12 protein-coding genes and 4 pseudogenes are annotated in these 16,161 nt (G+C 70.9%); 10 read left to right on the forward strand and 6 right to left on the reverse strand.

Going from position 1 to position 16,161, the window contains the following annotated elements; translation table 11 throughout:
- Window positions 1-134: 134 nt before the first annotated feature.
- Both UW392_RS58085 and UW392_RS58090 read right to left on the reverse strand, forming a co-directional pair.
- A pseudogene (locus UW392_RS58085) lies at window positions 135-1,655 on the reverse strand (ABC transporter ATP-binding protein); the annotation flags it as partial.
- Window positions 1,612-4,053, reverse strand: a complete 2,442-nt coding sequence (locus UW392_RS58090) for a LuxR C-terminal-related transcriptional regulator (RefSeq protein ID WP_320783576.1) — start codon at window positions 4,051-4,053, stop codon at window positions 1,612-1,614. The pseudogene UW392_RS58085 and the gene UW392_RS58090, both read right to left, overlap by 44 nt.
- A 280-nt stretch (window positions 4,054-4,333) precedes the next feature.
- Between UW392_RS58090 and UW392_RS58095 the strand changes: the two genes are divergently transcribed.
- The gene (locus UW392_RS58095; protein WP_320783577.1) at window positions 4,334-4,777 is read left to right on the forward strand and encodes a helix-turn-helix domain-containing protein; all 444 of its coding nucleotides are present in this window, start codon (window positions 4,334-4,336) and stop codon (window positions 4,775-4,777) included.
- 71 nt (window positions 4,778-4,848) lie between these two features.
- Here the strand turns inward: UW392_RS58095 and UW392_RS58100 are convergent, their stop codons facing one another.
- Together UW392_RS58100 and UW392_RS58105 are read right to left on the reverse strand one after the other, a co-directional pair.
- Window positions 4,849-5,019, reverse strand: coding sequence for a hypothetical protein (locus UW392_RS58100; protein ID WP_320783578.1), 171 nt, complete (start codon window positions 5,017-5,019; stop codon window positions 4,849-4,851).
- Window positions 5,020-5,050: 31 nt separating this feature from the next.
- Window positions 5,051-5,221, reverse strand: a complete 171-nt coding sequence (locus UW392_RS58105; protein ID WP_320783579.1) for an LxmA leader domain family RiPP — start codon at window positions 5,219-5,221, stop codon at window positions 5,051-5,053.
- Window positions 5,222-5,468: 247 nt separating this feature from the next.
- On the opposite strand from UW392_RS58105, the gene lxmK reads away from it, so the two are divergent.
- The 3 genes from lxmK to UW392_RS58120 are packed head-to-tail and all read left to right on the forward strand — an operon-like array spanning window position 5,469 to window position 8,784.
- Window positions 5,469-6,728 carry a class V lanthionine synthetase subunit LxmK gene (gene lxmK / locus UW392_RS58110; RefSeq protein ID WP_320783580.1) on the forward strand — a complete coding sequence of 420 codons (1,260 nt, stop codon included), beginning with the start codon at window positions 5,469-5,471 and terminating at the stop codon, window positions 6,726-6,728.
- On the forward strand, window positions 6,728-7,795 hold the full coding sequence (locus UW392_RS58115) for a T3SS effector HopA1 family protein (RefSeq protein ID WP_320783581.1): 1,068 nt from the start codon (window positions 6,728-6,730) through the stop codon (window positions 7,793-7,795). Before lxmK ends, UW392_RS58115 begins: the two co-directional genes overlap by 1 nt.
- Entirely contained in the window at window positions 7,795-8,784 is a 990-nt protein-coding gene (locus tag UW392_RS58120) for an LLM class flavin-dependent oxidoreductase (protein ID WP_320783582.1), read from the forward strand. The genes UW392_RS58115 and UW392_RS58120 overlap by 1 nt, the downstream gene beginning before the upstream one ends.
- A 335-nt stretch (window positions 8,785-9,119) precedes the next feature.
- Here UW392_RS58120 and UW392_RS58125 read toward each other — a convergent pair whose 3' ends face one another.
- Complete coding sequence (locus UW392_RS58125) at window positions 9,120-10,199, reverse strand: protein kinase family protein (RefSeq protein ID WP_320783583.1); 1,080 nt, start codon at window positions 10,197-10,199, stop codon at window positions 9,120-9,122.
- Between the two features lie 271 nt (window positions 10,200-10,470).
- Here UW392_RS58125 and UW392_RS58130 point away from each other — a divergent pair, with 271 nt between their 5' ends.
- Window positions 10,471-10,848, forward strand: coding sequence for a hypothetical protein (locus tag UW392_RS58130; protein ID WP_320783584.1), 378 nt, complete (start codon window positions 10,471-10,473; stop codon window positions 10,846-10,848).
- Between the two features lie 220 nt (window positions 10,849-11,068).
- On the opposite strand, the gene UW392_RS58135 is transcribed toward UW392_RS58130, so the two are convergent.
- A complete protein-coding gene (locus UW392_RS58135; protein WP_320783585.1) occupies window positions 11,069-11,617 on the reverse strand; it encodes a hypothetical protein in 549 nt (182 codons plus the stop codon).
- Between the two features lie 161 nt (window positions 11,618-11,778).
- On the opposite strand from UW392_RS58135, the pseudogene UW392_RS58140 reads away from it, so the two are divergent.
- From UW392_RS58140 to UW392_RS58160, 5 genes and pseudogenes are all read left to right on the forward strand, one after another.
- Window positions 11,779-12,486, forward strand: a pseudogene (locus tag UW392_RS58140) (IS701 family transposase); the annotation flags it as partial.
- Between the two features lie 87 nt (window positions 12,487-12,573).
- Window positions 12,574-12,726 (forward strand): annotated as a pseudogene (locus tag UW392_RS58145) (transposase); the annotation flags it as partial.
- A gap of 812 nt (window positions 12,727-13,538) precedes the next feature.
- On the forward strand, window positions 13,539-14,294 hold the full coding sequence (locus UW392_RS58150; protein WP_320783586.1) for a hypothetical protein: 756 nt from the start codon (window positions 13,539-13,541) through the stop codon (window positions 14,292-14,294).
- Between the two features lie 18 nt (window positions 14,295-14,312).
- On the forward strand, window positions 14,313-14,675 hold the full coding sequence (locus tag UW392_RS58155; protein WP_320783587.1) for a hypothetical protein: 363 nt from the start codon (window positions 14,313-14,315) through the stop codon (window positions 14,673-14,675).
- Window positions 14,676-15,202: 527 nt separating this feature from the next.
- Window positions 15,203-16,129: pseudogene (locus UW392_RS58160) on the forward strand (Tn3 family transposase); the annotation flags it as partial.
- Window positions 16,130-16,161: the final 32 nt, after the last annotated feature.

The raw sequence follows: 16,161 nt of genomic DNA on the forward strand, positions 1-16,161 counted from the left end.
TAGACCACGCGCGGCGCGTGCCGGACGGTGGACAGCCGGTGCGCCACCACGACAACCGCGCGTTCATCGGCCATCCGGCCCACCACATCACGCAGCAACTGCTCGTTGACACCGTCGAGTTGAGAGGTCGGCTCGTCCAGGAGCACCACGTCGGCGTCGGTCAGCAGCGCACGGGCGAGCGCCAGCCGTTGCCGCTGGCCGCCCGAGAGGTCCGTCGCGCCGCCGATGGGTGTGTCGGCGCCCCGGGGCAGCGCGGCGACGGCCGAGGTGAGCCCGACCGCGTCCAGAGCGGCCGTCAGGACGGCGTCGTCCAGCGGCTCGTCCCGGCCGAGGCCGAGGTTCTCCCGGACGGTGCCCTCCAGGAGGGTGAAGGACTGGTCGACGTAGGCGACGCGGCGGCGCAGCGCGGCCAGCGGCCAGTCTGCGAGGTCGGTCCCGTGCAGGGCGACGGTGCCGGCCGAGGGCAGCAGCAGCCGTTCGACGGTGGCCAGTACGGTCGACTTGCCCGCTCCGGACGGCCCGACCAGGGCGGTCACCCCGCGGGCCGGTACGGTGACGTCGATGCTGTGGAGCACCGGTTCGCCATTGTGCCCGGCGGTGAGGCCGCTGAGCCGCAGCGCGGGCGCGTTCCGGTCGGGCGCCGGTTCCCGCGCCGGGCCGGGGTCCTCGCGCGGAAGGCCCAGTACGGCCTCGATCCGGCCGCGGGCGGCCATGCCCGCCTGGATCCGGCCCAGGCCGGAAGCGAGCACCGTCAGCGGCGTCACGATCTGGAACAGGTACATCATGAACGCCGCGAAGTCGGCCGCGCCCAGGGCGCCGGAGGCGAGCCGGACGCCGCTGCCGGCGAGCACGCCGACGATGGCGATCTGCTGGCCGAGGCTCATCAGCGGCGTGATGAACGCCTGCGAGCGGTCCGCCGCCACGGCCGCGCGGGCGGCCGCCCCGGCGCCGTCCAGGATGCCGCGCGCGGTGTGTTCCTCCGCCCGCGTGGCCTTGATCACGGCGATGGCCGACAGGGCCGCGGTGAACCCCTGGGCGACCTGGCCGAGCGCCTCCTGCTGGGCGGAGATCCCCCGTCGCACTCCTCTGACGAACACCGCGATGGCACAGCCCGCCACCGCGAACGTGCCGGCGACGATCAGCAGCAGCACCCAGTCGAGGAACCCCATGAGGACCAGGGAGACCACGGCGACCAGGGCGGAGGCCGGCATGGAGGTGACGCCGACGTCGAACATCGAGCGCAACTGGGCGCAGTCCGCCGTCACCCGGGCCGTGAGATCACCGGTGCCGGTGCGGCGCAGGTCGGGCAGGGGCAGCCGCAGCGTGTGCCGGATTAGGCGGCGGCGGGTCTCCAGGACCGACCACTCGCCGATCCGTCCGAGCAGGAACGAGGCCCACGCGCCGGCCAGCGCCCCGCCGACGGCGAGTACGAGCAGGAGCGCCGCCGACGGCACCACCGAGCGGTCCGCGCCGATGTCGATCACCAGCTGACGGACGGTGAGGGGCACACACAGGGACGTGGCGACGGAGAGCGCGATCAGGGCGAACGCGGCCGCGGCCGGTGCCCGGTGCCGGCGCAGCTGGGCGGTCAGCAGGCCGCTGAGCGGCGCGTCAGGCGGTGCGGCCGACGGAAGCGGCGGGGAGGTGCGCGACACGGTGGTCCTCCAGGGCGGTGCGGTGGACGGGTACGAGCGAGGCGCCGCCGGTCTCGTCGGCGGCCGGGGAAGCGGCGGTGTTGCGCAGCACCCAGCCGGCGATGGCGACGCGTGAGGTGCAGTCGAGGCGGCGCATGGTCTCCCTGATGTGGTTGACCACGGTCCACTCCGAGATCTGGAGCCGACGGGCGATCTGCTTGTTGCTCAGCCCGGCGGCCACCAGCCGGGACACCTGGGTCTGGCGCGGGGTGAGCAGCCCGTCGGCCGCACCGGGGCGGTCCGGCGCCTCGTGGGCGGGCCCCAGGGCGCGGTCCGAGCGGGGCGTCGGCCGCTCGGGCGCCGGCCGCTCCGGCTCCGCCCGTACGGACGCCAGCCGTACGCCGAAGGCGGCGACCAGGTCGGCCGTCGGCGTCCGGGCGCCCTCACGTAACGCGGCGAGGTAGCGCCGCTCGCCCAGCAGCCGGCGCGTCGCCCCCTCGAAGCGGGCCAGCGTGAAGTCCGGGGCAGGATCGTCGTCACCCGCCAGGGCGCGGGCGCTGTGGACACTGCCGATGAGCCGTGCGGTGTCCTCGGGGCGGTCTGCGGTGGCCGGCAGCAACGGGCTGCGCAGCAGGGCCAGATGGGCGCCGAGCACGGCGGCCCAGCCGAGGGGGCGCAGCGTCGCGACGGCACGGTGGTGGTACTCGGCCCCCGCGTGCTGTCCGGTCGCCGCGTCGAACGCGCACAGGTGCAGCAGGGCGGCGCCGGCGAGGAGTTGGTCGTGCCGGCGCAGTGCATCGGACAGGACCTTCCGGGCGGTGCCGGTACCAGTGTCGGTGTCGGTGTCGGTGTCGGTGTCGGTGTCGGTACCAGTGTCCGTGTCAATACCGGTGTCGGTGTCGGTGTCGGAGTACAGGAAAGCGCTCAGGGCCGCCTCCAGGTCGACGCGGCCGGCCAGGTGGTCCGCGCCCCGCGCTCGGTGCTCATGAGCGGCCCGTGCGAGCAGGACGGCGGCGTCGGACGGACGGAGGGACAGCGCCGCGTACGCCTGGACGCGCAGATACGGGGCGGTGGCGGCGCCAGGCACCTCGTACGGCGCGGCATCAGGCACCTCGTACGGCGCGGCGTCCGGCCGGTGGACGGGGTCGGCCTCCGCCAGGAACGCCGGCCCGCACTCCGGACGGCCCGCGCGGATCGCCGCGTCGGCCTGTGCCAGGGCCGCGTGCCCGCGCAGGGCGGCCGGCACCGTGCCCGGCCGGGACAGCGGCCGCAGCAGCTGCGGCCAGTCGGCGGGTGCGCCGACCGCGTCCCAGTACACGGTCAGGTCCGTGGCCAGGGCGAGGGCCTCCTCGGTCAGCTCGCGGCTGAGCAACTCGTCCAGGGCCGTGCGCACATTGGCCTCCTCGGCCCGGAGGGCCGTGAGACCCAGGTGCTGGTCGGCCAGGGTGAGTTGACGGGTCGCGGCGCGGGCGAGCCGCGCGTAGTACCGGGCGTGCCGCAGCCGCGCGCCGTCGTGGCCGGGACCGGAGGTGTCGGGCACGCTGGCCGGTGGCAGGTGGAGCCGCGCCTGCCCGGCCCCGTCCAGGGTCCCCGACGGGCGTGTCGAGGCGATGAGCAGACCTTGGCGCAGCAGCCGTTCGACTCCCTCGGTGAGCCGGGGGCCGGGCAGCCGGGTGACCTCGCGCAGCGCTTCCGGACCGAAACCGTCGGCGAACAGGGCGCAGAACGGCAGCAGTTCCGATGACGCGGCACACGCGGCGTCCGTCGGACCCGGGACCGTGTACTGCCCCAGCAGCCCGGTCAGCCGGCCGCCGCGCGGTCGGCCGACCGCGCCGTGGACGGCCTCGGGACCCTCCAGGGCGGCCACCCGCGCCGCACTGACCAGGGCGCCGGGCATCCCGTGCAGGGCGGCGCACGTCCGTGCGAGGGCCTGATGGCTGTCGTGCCCCGGCACGAAGGCGGGGTTCAGCGCACTGATGGCGGCGGCGTAGAGGGCGACGGACGGGATGCGGAGTGAGGCGTCGAGATCCAGGGCGGTGCAGTCCCGCGGCACCGGCAGACCGGACAGCGGCAGCTCACGCACGTCGGGCAGGGCGAGCGGTCCCCGGGCCGTCGCCAGCACCGCCAGCCCCGCCGCGGCGGCCTCGGCGAGCAGCCCGGCGTACTCCTCGCGCGGCAGCCGGTCGAGCCCGTCGAGGACGAGCAGCGGCCGGGGATCGCCGCTCCCGGCGGCGAGGACGGCCGCGCGGGCCCGCGCGGCGCCGCCGGCATCGATGTCGAGGTAGAGATGGCGGGCCCCGGTCTGCCGGGAGCGGTGGACGGCGACCGCCGCGGCGAGGTGAGTCTTGCCCGCGCCGGCCGCTCCGCGCAGGACCACGGCCGGCGGGGTGAACGCGGTACGGGCCAACAGGCCGAGCAACAGAGCGGTTTCCCGCTCCCGGCCCACGGTCGGGCCACGGGGCGGGGACGATGGCTGAAGGGTCGGGCGAGGCCGTGACGGGGTCATCAGTGGATGCTCCGGAGTGGGATACCGAACGGCGACCGGATATTCTGAGATGAATGAAGAGGCGAGAGCCATCCACCTCAGCATGACTCCTATGCTGTCTCCGGCGGGCGTCGCCTGTCAACCAGGATGAATGATCAGCCAGAGATCATTCACTTCCGCTGACGTCCGATGCGTCGTCGAAAGGGAGAGGACCGTGGCCGACACCGAGCCCGTGGCGTCGAAGCTCGCCGAGAAGATCGAGGCGCTGTTCCGTGTGGTCCGCCGCCCCGACCAGCAGCCCTACTCCAACGAGGACGTCGCCGCGGCGTGCCGGCAGGCCACCGGCGAGTCCTTCTCGGCGACCTACCTGTGGCAGTTGCGCAGCGGACGTCGCGACAACCCGACCAAGCGTCACCTGGAAGCCCTGGCCCGCTTCTTCGACGTGCCGCCGGCGTACTTCTTCGACGACGAGGAGGGCGAGCGCATCGCCTCCCAGCTCGAACTGCTCGGCGCGCTGCGGGACGCCAACGTACGCAGCGTCGCCCTGCGCGCGGTCGGTCTGTCACCGGAGGCGCTGGACACCGTCAGCGATCTCATCGACGTCATCGCCCGCCGCGAGGAGGCGACGCGCAGGACCGACGGGACCACCACCGCCTGAGGCCGGGCCCGGCACACGGATCGGCCCCGCGGCAGGGATCGTCCGCGGGGCCGACGTCTCAGGGCCGTGTCTCAGGCCGTCGTGAGGATACTGATGGTGACACCGCTGACGAAGGAGAGCGACAGGCACAGCAGCGTGCTCTGGGCGTCCTCCTTCTGGATGCCGGTGGCGGCCAGTTCCCGGACCGCTTCGTTGGGCGTGGTGTAGGCGGCGTAACCACCCATCAGGCCGGTGTTCTCCATGACGTGACTCCTGTTCTTCCCTCGGTGGTTCTCAGCCCCACAGGGTGGTGGTGATGGACAGCAGCAGCGAGGCGGCCGAGATCGCGGTGACGATCGACGGGAGAAGGGTGACCTCCGGTTCGTTGCTCGCGGAGGCCATCTCCTCCACGGCGGCGTTGGGGCTCGTGTAGGCGGCGTAGCCGCCCATCAGCTGGGTTTCCACGGCTGCTCCTCGAAGAAGGGTGAAGAAGGACGAAGAAGGGCGCAGACCCGGAAGGCTCCGGGGCCCCTGGATCACATGGATGACATCGCATCCGGGCCCACATCCGACAGAGCAGGAATCTGGCTCCAGCCGGCTCCGGGGCGGCCCCCAGACATCTGCCATACCGCTGCCGTACCGCCGGCAGGTGCCTGCCCCGCAGACATCTGCCTCTGCCCCGCCCGACGCCGCGCTCCCTAGCGTGCCGTCCATGGCAGCAGCGACGATCACCCACGCTCCCGAGCCCGCCGCGGCGGACCGGCACCGACTCGCACCCACTCCCCTGGACGAGGTTCCGCAGATCCGCGCGGGCATGGAGCAGCTCGGTCTCCCGCCGTTCGCGCCCGGTGACCTCACCGGGCGCGCCGGCCGCAACGACAACTGGGCGGGCCGCACCGAGGACGGCCGCCATCTCTTCGTGAAGCGGCTCGACCCGGCCGCACCCGGAGCGAAGGACCGCTTCGAGCGAGTCCTGGCCTTCGAACGCGTCCAACGCGTCCGGCAACAGGCCCGGGAACAGCTCCGGGGGCAGCCCCAGAAACAGGCCCAGGGGCAGGTCCAGGGGCAGCCCCCGGGGCAGGTCCAGGGACAGCCCCAGGAGCAGCCCCAGGGGCAGGTTCCGGAACAGCAGCCGGCCTGGCGCACCCCCGCCTTCCTGGGAGGAGACCCCGACACCCTCGTCCTCGTCTTCGCGTGCCTGGACGGCGCGGTCACCGGTACCGCCCTCGCCGACGACGGCCGGTTCGACCCCGCGCTGGCCCACCGGGCCGGCCGGGCCCTCGGCGAACTGCACGCGCTGCCCGCCGACGGCGTACCACTCGTCGACACGGCCGCCACGCGGGCCACCGCGAACCGCCTGGCGTCCCTCCCGCTGGCGGCCTACACCGCCGCCAGCGCCGCCGAACTGGACGCCTGGGCGCTGCTCCAGCACGACCGCAAGGTACGGGAGGCGCTGCGGCTGCTGGCGGAGCGGTCCGCCGAGACACCGGCCACCCCGGTCCACGGCGACATCCGGCTCGACCAGTTCCTGCTGCACGACGGCGAGCTGTACCTCACCGACTGGGAGGAGTTCCGCCTCGCCGACCCCGCCGCGGACGCCGGCGGATTCGTCGGGCAGTGGCTGCACCGGGCGGCCACCCGCATGTTCACCGAACTGGACGCCGAGGACGCCGGCGCTCCCGCCGAAACCCACCGGTCGCTCGTCGCCAACGGTGAGCGCCAACTGGACGCCGTGAAACCGCACATCGCCGCCTTCTGGACCGGCTACCGCGCCGCCCGGCCGCACCCCGGCAGCGGATTCGCCGCCCGCGTCACGGCGTACGCCGGCTGGCACCTGTTCGACCGGATGCTGGCCGCCACCCCCTTCACCCACCGCCTCGGCGCCGTACAGCGGGGTATCGCCGGTGTGGGACGCAACGCCCTGCTGGACCCCGCCCGGTTCGCCGCCGTGCTCGGCCTGACGGAGGACTGATGCCCACGACCGCCGCGGCCCCGCCGCTCTCCCCCGCTCTCCAGGACGCCCTGGCCACCGTCGAGTTGCACCCCGGCGACTCCGGCGGCACCCCGGCCGTCACCGTCGCCGGCCACCGCGTGGAGGCGGCCACACCCCGCGAACTGCGCGTCGCCCTCGGCAACGTCCTGTACGAACAGTGGCACGCCGGCATCCGCGACGCCGGCGACGGTCCCGTGCGAGGGCCACGCCGCGACACCGCCCTGGAGGAGCGGCTGGCCGCCCAGGTGCCGCACACCACCACGCGCGCCGACGCCGTCCTGCGCCGGCCGGCGACGGACAGTACGCCCGCGGTCGTGGAACTCGGACGCGTCCTGGTCTCCGTACCCGCCGACGCCGTGCACGCCGTACCCGGAACCGGCCCCGGCCCCGGCCCCGGCCCCGGCCCCAACCTCGGCCTCAGCCTCGGCCCCGGCGACCCGGTACAGGTGGAGCACCCCGCCCTCCGTCCCGCCCTGTCACCCGGGTTCCTGCTGGTGGACGGCGCGCAAGGGTTCGCCCGGCACGTCGGGCGGCAAGAGGTCCTGCGCCTGTACGTGCACGTCGCCGAGGCCGCCGCGGCCCCCGCCGTCTGGGGTGCCCTGCTGCGGGAACTGGCCGGCCTCGCCGTCCCGTACCGGGCCAAGGTGCTCTCCCGGAGCTGGTCCTACCCGCGCCGGGACGCCGTCGTCGTCTACCTCTGCGCCGAACACGCCGCCGTGGCCTCCCGCCTGGCCGCCGCCCTGGCGCACACCGCCGGCATCGCGGACGACGTCTCGGTCTTCGCCCACCGCCTCGCCCCCGGCACCGCCGTGGCCTGGGACCCCCGCGATCCGCGCCCCGCCCGGACGGAACGCAGCTTCGGACAGCACCGGGCCGCCGCCGTCGCCGACGGAGTGGTCCGGCACCTCACCGGGCCCGACGACGACACCGGTCTCGCCGCCCGGGTGGCCGCCGCGCTGCGGGAGGCGTCGGTCCTGCCCGCCGAGCCCGCCCGCAACACCACCTCACCCGCCTTCACCGCCACTCCGCCGGCCCGGGAGGTCTGATGCGTCCGCTCCACCGCCTGTCGGTCCTCTTCCCCCACATGGTCCGCGAACCCGGCGAACTCCTGCGCGTCGCCGCCCTGGTCGGCGACTCGGGCGCGGACCGGCTGTGGATGGGACAGTCCCTCACCATCGAGACCCACCAGGCACTCGCCTACCTCGCCGGAGCGGGCCACCGCATCCCGGTCGGACTGTCCGTCGCCCTCATGGCACTGCGCCACCCCTATGACGCCGCGGCCCAGGCCCGGTCCCTGGCCGTCCTCACCGGCCACCCGCCGGTCGTCGCCTACGGCGCCGCCGAACCCGAGTTCGCCACCGCTCTGAACGGCGCCCCCTACGCCCGGCCCGCCTCCGCCGTCGCCGAGTACGTCCGGGTCCTCGGCCGGCTGCTCAGGGAGGAGCGGGTGGACCACCGGGGCCCGCTCTTCCACGTCGGCGGGATGGGGCTGCCGCGGCTGCCCGGCGACGTCCCGGTCCCCGCGCCGGCCGCGGAGATCGGCGCCGGCGTGCTGCGCCCCGGAATGGCACGCGCGGCGGGCGCCTGCGCCGACGTCGCCGTCACCTGGCTCACCCCGCCCGGCTACGTAAGGGACACCCTGCTGCCGGCCCTGGCGGCCGGTGCCGCGTCGGCCGGCCGGGACCGGCCCCGGGTCGCGACGGTGGTGCACGCCGCGCTGGACCGCGCCGGACGCAACGCCCACCTCCTGGCACAGTCCGGGGCAGGCGGACACCTGCGGGTCCACCACTACAGCGACATGCTGCGCCGCGCCGGCCTGGACGTCCACACCTCCGACCCGGTGGGCTCGGCCCGCGAACTGGTGGAGGAGGGTGTCTTCCTGTACGGCAAACCCGGCGACGTGGCCGCCGGCATCCGCGCCCACTACGAGGCCGGCATCGACGAGGTAGTGCTGAACCCGTTCGCCGTCGCCCACGTCCACGGCATGGACGCCGCGCTGCGCGATGTGCGCGACATCCTCGCCGAGTTCACCTGACCGCCCGGCCCGGTCCTCGTCATCCGGAGTCATCCGAAGTCGTCCGGAGTCATCCGGAGTCATCCGGTGGCGAGGCCGACCGTGAGAAAGTCGGTGCGCCTGTCGACGGCCTGATCCACGCACGGGGCCTGCTGTTGGCCGCTCACGGTCGCGTGCACCGCTGCGGGTGCTGTCGGTGCTGCGGGTGCTGCGGGTGCTGTGGGTGCTGTGGGTGCTGTGAGGCGGGGCCTTCTCGGAAGCGAGAACCTCGAACTGGGACGCCGCCTCGGCCCCGGCACACACTCCCCTCCCCAACCCGCGACATCCTGTCGGCGATCTGTTGCCGAAGTCCGGCCTCAGTCGGGCACCGCGACCGCAGTGCCCAAGGCCCGCCTGATCTCGGCGGCCGGGAATGGCGTCCGCCTGCTCTCGGTGAGCAGACGGCGGGCGAACTCGCCGAAGACCACGGCGGGGCGGGAGTGCCGGTCGATGATCGTGGCGATCTCGCCCGGGACGCCATCGGGTCGGTGGCCGACGATCCAGTCGCGCAGGAACGCTTCGTGTTCCCTCCCGTCACGCAGCCCATCGGGCAGGTGGTGGCGGAGCAGATGACTCGCCGTGTGGCAGCGGTCGTACACGAGGTGCTCGGAGAGGAACTCCGCCTCGACCGTCGACAGTTCGAAGCCGGAGCTCAGGGCCAGTCCGAAGTCCGCGAAGTACAGCCGCCGACCGTCTGTGAGGACATTGGCGAAGTGGGCGTCGAAGTGGACGAGCCCGTGCGAGCTCATGAAGGCGGTGCCCCGCGAAAGAGCCTCATCCACCCACTGGTACGGCGAGCTGCCCCCGCGCTCCGGCGCGGCGGCCCGGTGGTCGTGCAGCCAGTCGCCGAGTGTCTGCGGGACGTGTTCCAAGAAGAGCACCAGACTGGACGAGGACCGGCCGATGGCCTCCAGCCGCTCACGCACGGCCGGTGAGCCCTCCCAATGCGAGACCGCCCCGTCGATGCCGCCGAACTCGTCGACGAACCCTTCGGGAGGCGAGTCGGGCAGGACGCGCCAGTGGTACATCAGCGGAAAGCCCTCGTATTCGTCCCCGAGGACCCAGTGGGTGGTCATGACGTGCACGGCCAGTTCTCGCCAGGCCCCGAACCCTGCTGAGCCCACCCCGTACTGGTAGTACATCGGCAGTCCGAAGAGGTTGGCCGTCGACCGCGTGTTCTCCGGCCGCAACTCGGTGTCCGTCAGAGGCACTCGCTTGACGAACACCCGCGTGCCGTCGATGTCCAGCTCCGCGGACCTGCCACCGATGCCGGACCCGCGCGAGGACGCGGCGGCCACAACCTCACCGAGCCGACGGTCACTCAGCAGGGACAGGCGCGTGGCCACGGTCCCGTACACGGCAAGTCGAGCGGCATGCCGCGGGTCCGGACGGTGCATGGACGACTCCTCGGTGCCCCGGAACCAGGGCCTCGGCGATCTGGCGGACCTGGTCGAGCCCGGCCGCCGGGGCTGTCCAAGTATCAGGCACGACAAGCTGCCCGGAACATGGCCTCCGTACGCCGCCTCGGACGGTGACGGCCGCCGCCCAAGCGGAGGCGGTCCGAGGCGGAGAGGCATCGGCGGTCGAGTCGGTCGACAGCCGCCTGAGACGCATCACTGAGGTGGGTCTGGAGTGCATCCGGTCCCAGAAGGTTGCCTCGGCGGGGCGATGGCGACGTCGTTCCTCTCCTCGCGTTCGGGGACGCCGTGCACCGTTTTCAGTTCCGCTTTCCCCGTCCCCACCGAATCGGACGTGCCCGTTGGCCGAGCTTCCGGCCCGGCGGCGGCCGGGCCGACAACCTCCGGCTCGTCCTGCACGCCAACGCCCTCCTCGCCTCCATTCCCGGCATCAGCCACCGTCGTACGCGGCCGGGCGCTCGGCTTCGATACAAGACTCACTCTCCACGGCGACCTCGCCCGCGACGCCGACACCGCCGTGCTCGGCTTCGACGAACTCACCGTCGGACTGCCACCCCTGGTCGTCCTCACCTACCTGTACCGGCACGTCACTCCCAAGATCGCCGACGGCCTAGTACTCCAGCTGTAGATCATGATCGTGCAGATGGGGCCGGTGCGGAGAGGAGTGCAGCCACCGTTGATCGTCGTGAGTTTTGTGGACTGACGACTCGACGGTGATCGCAGGTCACAGCAATCTCCTCCGCCCGATGGCGGGAGGCATTCCAGGGGCTGATGGGTCAGATGGCGGGCCGATTTGCGCAGGTCCGGGCGGGCTCAAAAGGCCGTGCGGACCAGCAGGTCCGGGAGTCTCACATGTACTCGAAGTACCGGTCGTGCCAGTACGCCTTTCCCAGCTCCTCGTCGTCGTCCTCTTCTTCGGCCGCTTCGCCCGCAGCCACGAGCGCCGCCACCAGCTCCTCGTCTCGGTGCGCCTCCAGGACCGACGGCCCGTCGTACGGCTCCCAGAGCAGCTCGGACGGGACGAAGGTGCATGCCACCGCCGCGCAGACGCCGTCGAGCCACGTCACGAACTCCTCGGTCAGGCCCGCCTCACCGCAGGGGGCACCCTCACCGACCACCACCTTGGCGGTGACGAAGTAGTTGCCGAAATTGCTCATCGCGACGCGCAAGGGCCGGCCAAGACCCGTCACGCCCGCTGGGACGTTGATGACACCGTAGAAACTGGCGTCCTGGCCCATGCCACTTGAGCACGACGGCCCGAAGCGCTCCTCAAGGGTGCTCACCAGCCGAGCGAAACAGTCCCGCGAAGTGTCCAGGTCGAAGTTGGCGGGACGTTCCAGGTGATGGGGGTCGTCATGCTCTCGCAGGAGCGTCCGGACCTGATCCAGCAGGAGCATGCGCGACCATCCGTCGGTTCTTGTGCGGAGAAGGGTGGTGGGGCCGGTGCGGAGACGGGTGCGACCACCGTTGATCATAAGTCGTGTGGACTGACGATGAGGCGGTGGCCGCAGGTCACAGCATGGATCCCGGTCGGTGGCGGGCGGCCTTCGAGGTGGCCATAGGCCCGATCGCGGGCCGGATCGCCCGGCTCGAACCCCGACTGCGAGCCGGACAACTGGTGCTGGGCCTGCTGTCGGACCTGTCGCGCAAGAACCGCTGGACGATCGCGGAATGGGCCGGTGAGACCGGCCCGCACGGTATGCAGCATCTGCTGTGCCGGGCTGTCTGGGATGCCGATGGCGTCCGTGACGACGTGCGCGAGTATGTCGTCGAGCACCTGTATGACTATGCCGCGGTCCTAGTGGTCGACGAGACCGGCGACGTGAAGAAGGGCACCCATACGGTCGGAGTCCAGCGTCAATACACCGGACCGGCCGGGCGGATCGAAAATGCCCAGGTCGCGGTTTACCTCGTCTACGCCGGGATGCGTGGGCACGCGGCGGTGGACCGGGAGCTGTACATCCCGCGCTCCTGGACAGTCGACCCGGACCGCTGCTGGGCAGCCGGCCTCCGCCCGGACACCGTCTTCGCGACCAAGCCGGATCTGGCCCGCACGATGATCGAACGGTTCCTGGACGCCGGACACCGCGTCGGCTGGGTCACCGGCGGCGAGGTCTGCGGCGGCAACCCGAAACTGCGCACGGCTCTGGAAGAACGCGGCATCGGCTACGTCCTCGCGGTCGCGTGCTCGGCCGAGGTGCCTACCGGCGCCGGCAGGTTCCGCGCCGATGCCCTGGCGCGGAAGGTGCTGAAGCATGCCTGGCAGACTAGGGTCCGTCTTCGAGATCGTCAGATGGTGGATCATGGTTGAGTGATACGTCGTCATACGTCGTCATGAACTGCCCGAGCGAGAGTGGAGTTACTCGCTACGCTGCTGCCTCGGACTGCAACAGACCGGCCACGGGTGGAGGCCCTCTGGGTCGTCAACGGCATGATCTACAAGATCCGGACCGGCCTTTCCTGGCGTGACCTGCCCGAACGTTACGGGCCATGGAAGACGCTCTACAACCATGTGATCATGGAATTGCTCGACCGGTTGGAGGCTGCCCGGCCGGGAGCCCGGATGGTCAAGCGTCCGCTCTGAGCGCCGGACGCCCTTCTCTCTCGCCCGCCCTGGTCTGTTCGCGTCTCAGCCGTACTGGTGGCAGAGGTGACTCAGAGGTGACTCGGCGGGCTGACCCGGTTGCGCTCAGCACCCTCTGACGCAGGCGGTGGTCACGCGACGATATGTGTGACCTCCCTCGGACTACTCCCTCGGAGTGGATGTCGCGAGCTGTTTATCGTTAACAATCATTTTTTCTGCGAGACGGCGCATTGGAGCACTTGGGGCGCACCGACCGGCAGAAGGGATGGGCCTGCGAGGACTACCTGAAATCCTTGCAGTCTGATCAATCTCGATCATTGGATCATACATAAACGGACAGAAGTTGTCCGTAAACACCATTCGACTCGACCTTCCGATCGATTGGTGTTCTATCTGCGTACACATTCAGGCCAGCAGCGACTCATTGTGCCCTGATCGATCAAATGAGACTTTTGGGAAAGCTAAGATCAGGGCATCCTGGAAGGGTAGTAATCGTGCAAATTGACGAGGCAAGAGAGTTGCGGAACCATCTGATTTCACGGCTCTCTCCACCTGCCACAACAGCATGGACTCACACAGCAGCCTGCGAGCCCCGCAGCGGTATCACCCGCTCGCTGGGTATCGGCGTGTCACGGAAGAGATCTCGGGGCTACCGGTTGGAGTTACGGCTGGAGACACGGGACCTGAGGGAGCATCCCGCAGTCGCGGATCTTCTTACTGCCGCCCGGGGGGAGGTGAACGTCGAGGTGACCGGACGGATCAGCGCGCTCGGTGGGCAGCAAAACCCTCACCAGTCACGTAACCGGCCCCTGACGGTAGGAAGCTCGGTCGGGCACGGCCTCGTGGGGGCGGGAACACTGGGTTGTTTCATCCGCTTTCACGAGTATCCAGGCGCCATCGGGGTCCTCTCCAACAACCATGTCCTGGCCGCAACGAATCAAGGGAAGATCGGCGACCCGGTTTTTCAGCCGGGTCCACTGGATGACGGAGGACCGGAGGACTGCATCGGGGTTCTTTCCCACATGATCCCCCTCGAAGAGAGAAAGATGAATCAACTTGATGTGGCGGCAGCAGTCCTCGATCCAGGAATCGAAACCACGGGAAATCGCCTGCCTGAGGGAGATCTGGAAAAGGTGAGCGATCCGTCCTTCGACGATGTTATTCTCGCGAAGGTCGGCCGGTCCACCGGGCACACGAAAGGCCATCTGTCCGCCACAGAGTTCGACCTGATGCGGGTGGAGTATCGCATCGGAGACGCCGAATACAGGTACTTCCGCTTCTCCAACATCATCGAGATCGAGGGAACCAACGGGTTCTCCTTTTCAGCTGCTGGTGACAGCGGGTCCATAATCTACTCTCCTCGTACCCGAGTCGGCTATGCGATGATCTTCGCAGGCAATGAGGAGGCGAACCGGTCCTATGCCATGCCTCTGTCCGCCGCGCTTCGCGCCGTGAAGGCCGAACCGCTCACTGGCACAGAAGACCGATAGACGCAGTGGAGGCTTCCGATGCCTGACCTCGCAGCAGCCCGCCAGGCCAAGAGCAGAATCATGGACACGGTCCTCAATACCGGTGACGCACAGCGTGTGACTGGGGTCGGCCTCCGACAGCAAGAAGGCAGTTGGGTCGTGCGGATCAACCTGTGCGAGGACGACGACGGGACACGCCGGAGAATCCCTTCCGAGATAGAGGGGGTTCCCGTGGTTGTCGAAGTGACCGGCACCGTCCGCGCGCAGCCGGCGGCCGGCGGCACACTGCGTGCACAACGTGCTGTCCCCCCAGGTGTTCACCGCCATCTCCGGCTCCTGTTCGCAGTCGCTGCCTTCCTCGCGGTCATCACCACGACGATCACGCTTATCGTCGTGGGCTGAATTCCTCGACGCACTCCGCGCCCGCCGCCGCCCGGACGGCGTGCCTGCAAGGCCGGCCGGCCGGTCGACACGGGAGTCGCGTTTGCCGCCTCCCCGGTCTGCTGCTGACCGGGGCCCGCATCCTCCACACCGCTCGCATCTGCCGGCCCTGGCACCGAGAACGTACCGGGTAGCGCCGCGTTCCTGCCCGCCCGACAGCCAAGCGACTTCCCTGTAGGAGCGCCGCTTCCTGCCCAGAGATGTCAGTGCTGCCGGCGTGCGGGACGCGTGCCGGCAAAAGGGGAGCCGGCCGCGGGCGGGGGCCGTTCACGGAACCGGCGGACCAGAGCGCCGGGAAACGGCCAGGGAGACCGGACTTCACGAGCACACGCGGAGTCTCTTCGCGGCGGAGAACATCGATAAAGGTGTTAATCGACGACGAGCCTACCTCTTCGTAGCGCTCACATCGGCCGGCCTTTGCCGGGTCCGAGCGCAGGATGTCGCACACCTGAGCCAGGAGCGGCGTGGAGGGGACGGCCCGGCACGGCGCGTCCCCTTCTCCCGGCTACAAACGGGATGAGACCTGGCTCAACGCTGTCAATGACCAGGTCGCGGGGATCGGCGCGATGGTCGTGCGCGACACTCCGCGCGACAGCCTCTACACGCTGGACACGCTGCTGAACCTCGATGGCGGGATGAAGCCGCAGATGGTCGCGGCCGACAACGCCTCGTACTCCGACATGGCCTTCGGCCTGTACAAGATGCTCGGCTTCCGCTTCGCCCCGCGCTTCCGCGACCTCGCCGATCAGCGGTTCTGGCGGGCCGACCTGCCCGACGGCGAGACGCCGGCCGCCGGGTACGGGCCGCTGGAGGCCGTGGCCTGCAACAAGGTGGACCTCAAGCGGATCACCACGCACCGGCCGGCCATGCTCCGCGTCGCCAGGTCGCTCATCACCAACCAGGTCCGCGCCTACGACCTGCTGCGCATGTTCGGACGCGAGGGCCACCCGACTCCACTCGGCTCTGCGTTCGCCGAGTACGGGCGGATCGACAAGACCATGCACCTGCTTGCCCTGGTCGACCCGGTCGACGACACCTACCATCGGCTGATGAACCGGCAGCTCACCGTGCAGGAGTCCCGGCACCGCCTGGCCCGCACGAACTGCCACGGCGGTCGAGACCAGATCCGCCAGGCGTACCGCGAGGACCAGGAGGACCAGCTCGCAGCTCTCGGCCTCGTCCTCAACGCCGTGGTCCTGTGGAACACCCGCTACTTGGACGCCGCCGTCGCCCAGCTCCGCGCCGAGGGCCACGCCATCAAGGACGAGGACGTCGCCCGCCTCTCCCCGCTCAAGGACCGGCACATCAACTTCCTGGGCCGCTACCTGTTCAACATCAAGGCCAGCGGTCCCGGCCAGGGCCTGCGCCCTCTCCGGGACCCGGACGCCGTCGAAGACGACGAGGGCAGCGACTGAACCGGCGCGCGACGTACGGTGGAGAGGTAGCG

The organism is Streptomyces sp. CRN 30, assembly GCF_034105845.1.

Bases quoted from the DNA above. Each gene is read 5' to 3' on its own strand.
- UW392_RS58100 (WP_320783578.1), bottom strand. From the start codon at position 5,019: ATGGAGAACACCGGCCTGATGGGTGGTTACGCCGCCTACACCACGCCC.
- lxmK (WP_320783580.1), top strand. From the start codon at position 5,469: ATGGCAGCAGCGACGATCACCCACGCTCCCGAGCCCGCCGCGGCGGAC.
- UW392_RS58115 (WP_320783581.1), top strand. From the start codon at position 6,728: ATGCCCACGACCGCCGCGGCCCCGCCGCTCTCCCCCGCTCTCCAGGAC.
- UW392_RS58120 (WP_320783582.1), top strand. From the start codon at position 7,795: ATGCGTCCGCTCCACCGCCTGTCGGTCCTCTTCCCCCACATGGTCCGC.
- UW392_RS58125 (WP_320783583.1), bottom strand. From the start codon at position 10,199: ATGCACCGTCCGGACCCGCGGCATGCCGCTCGACTTGCCGTGTACGGG.
- UW392_RS58130 (WP_320783584.1), top strand. From the start codon at position 10,471: ATGGCGACGTCGTTCCTCTCCTCGCGTTCGGGGACGCCGTGCACCGTT.
- UW392_RS58135 (WP_320783585.1), bottom strand. From the start codon at position 11,617: ATGCTCCTGCTGGATCAGGTCCGGACGCTCCTGCGAGAGCATGACGAC.
- UW392_RS58155 (WP_320783587.1), top strand. From the start codon at position 14,313: ATGCCTGACCTCGCAGCAGCCCGCCAGGCCAAGAGCAGAATCATGGAC.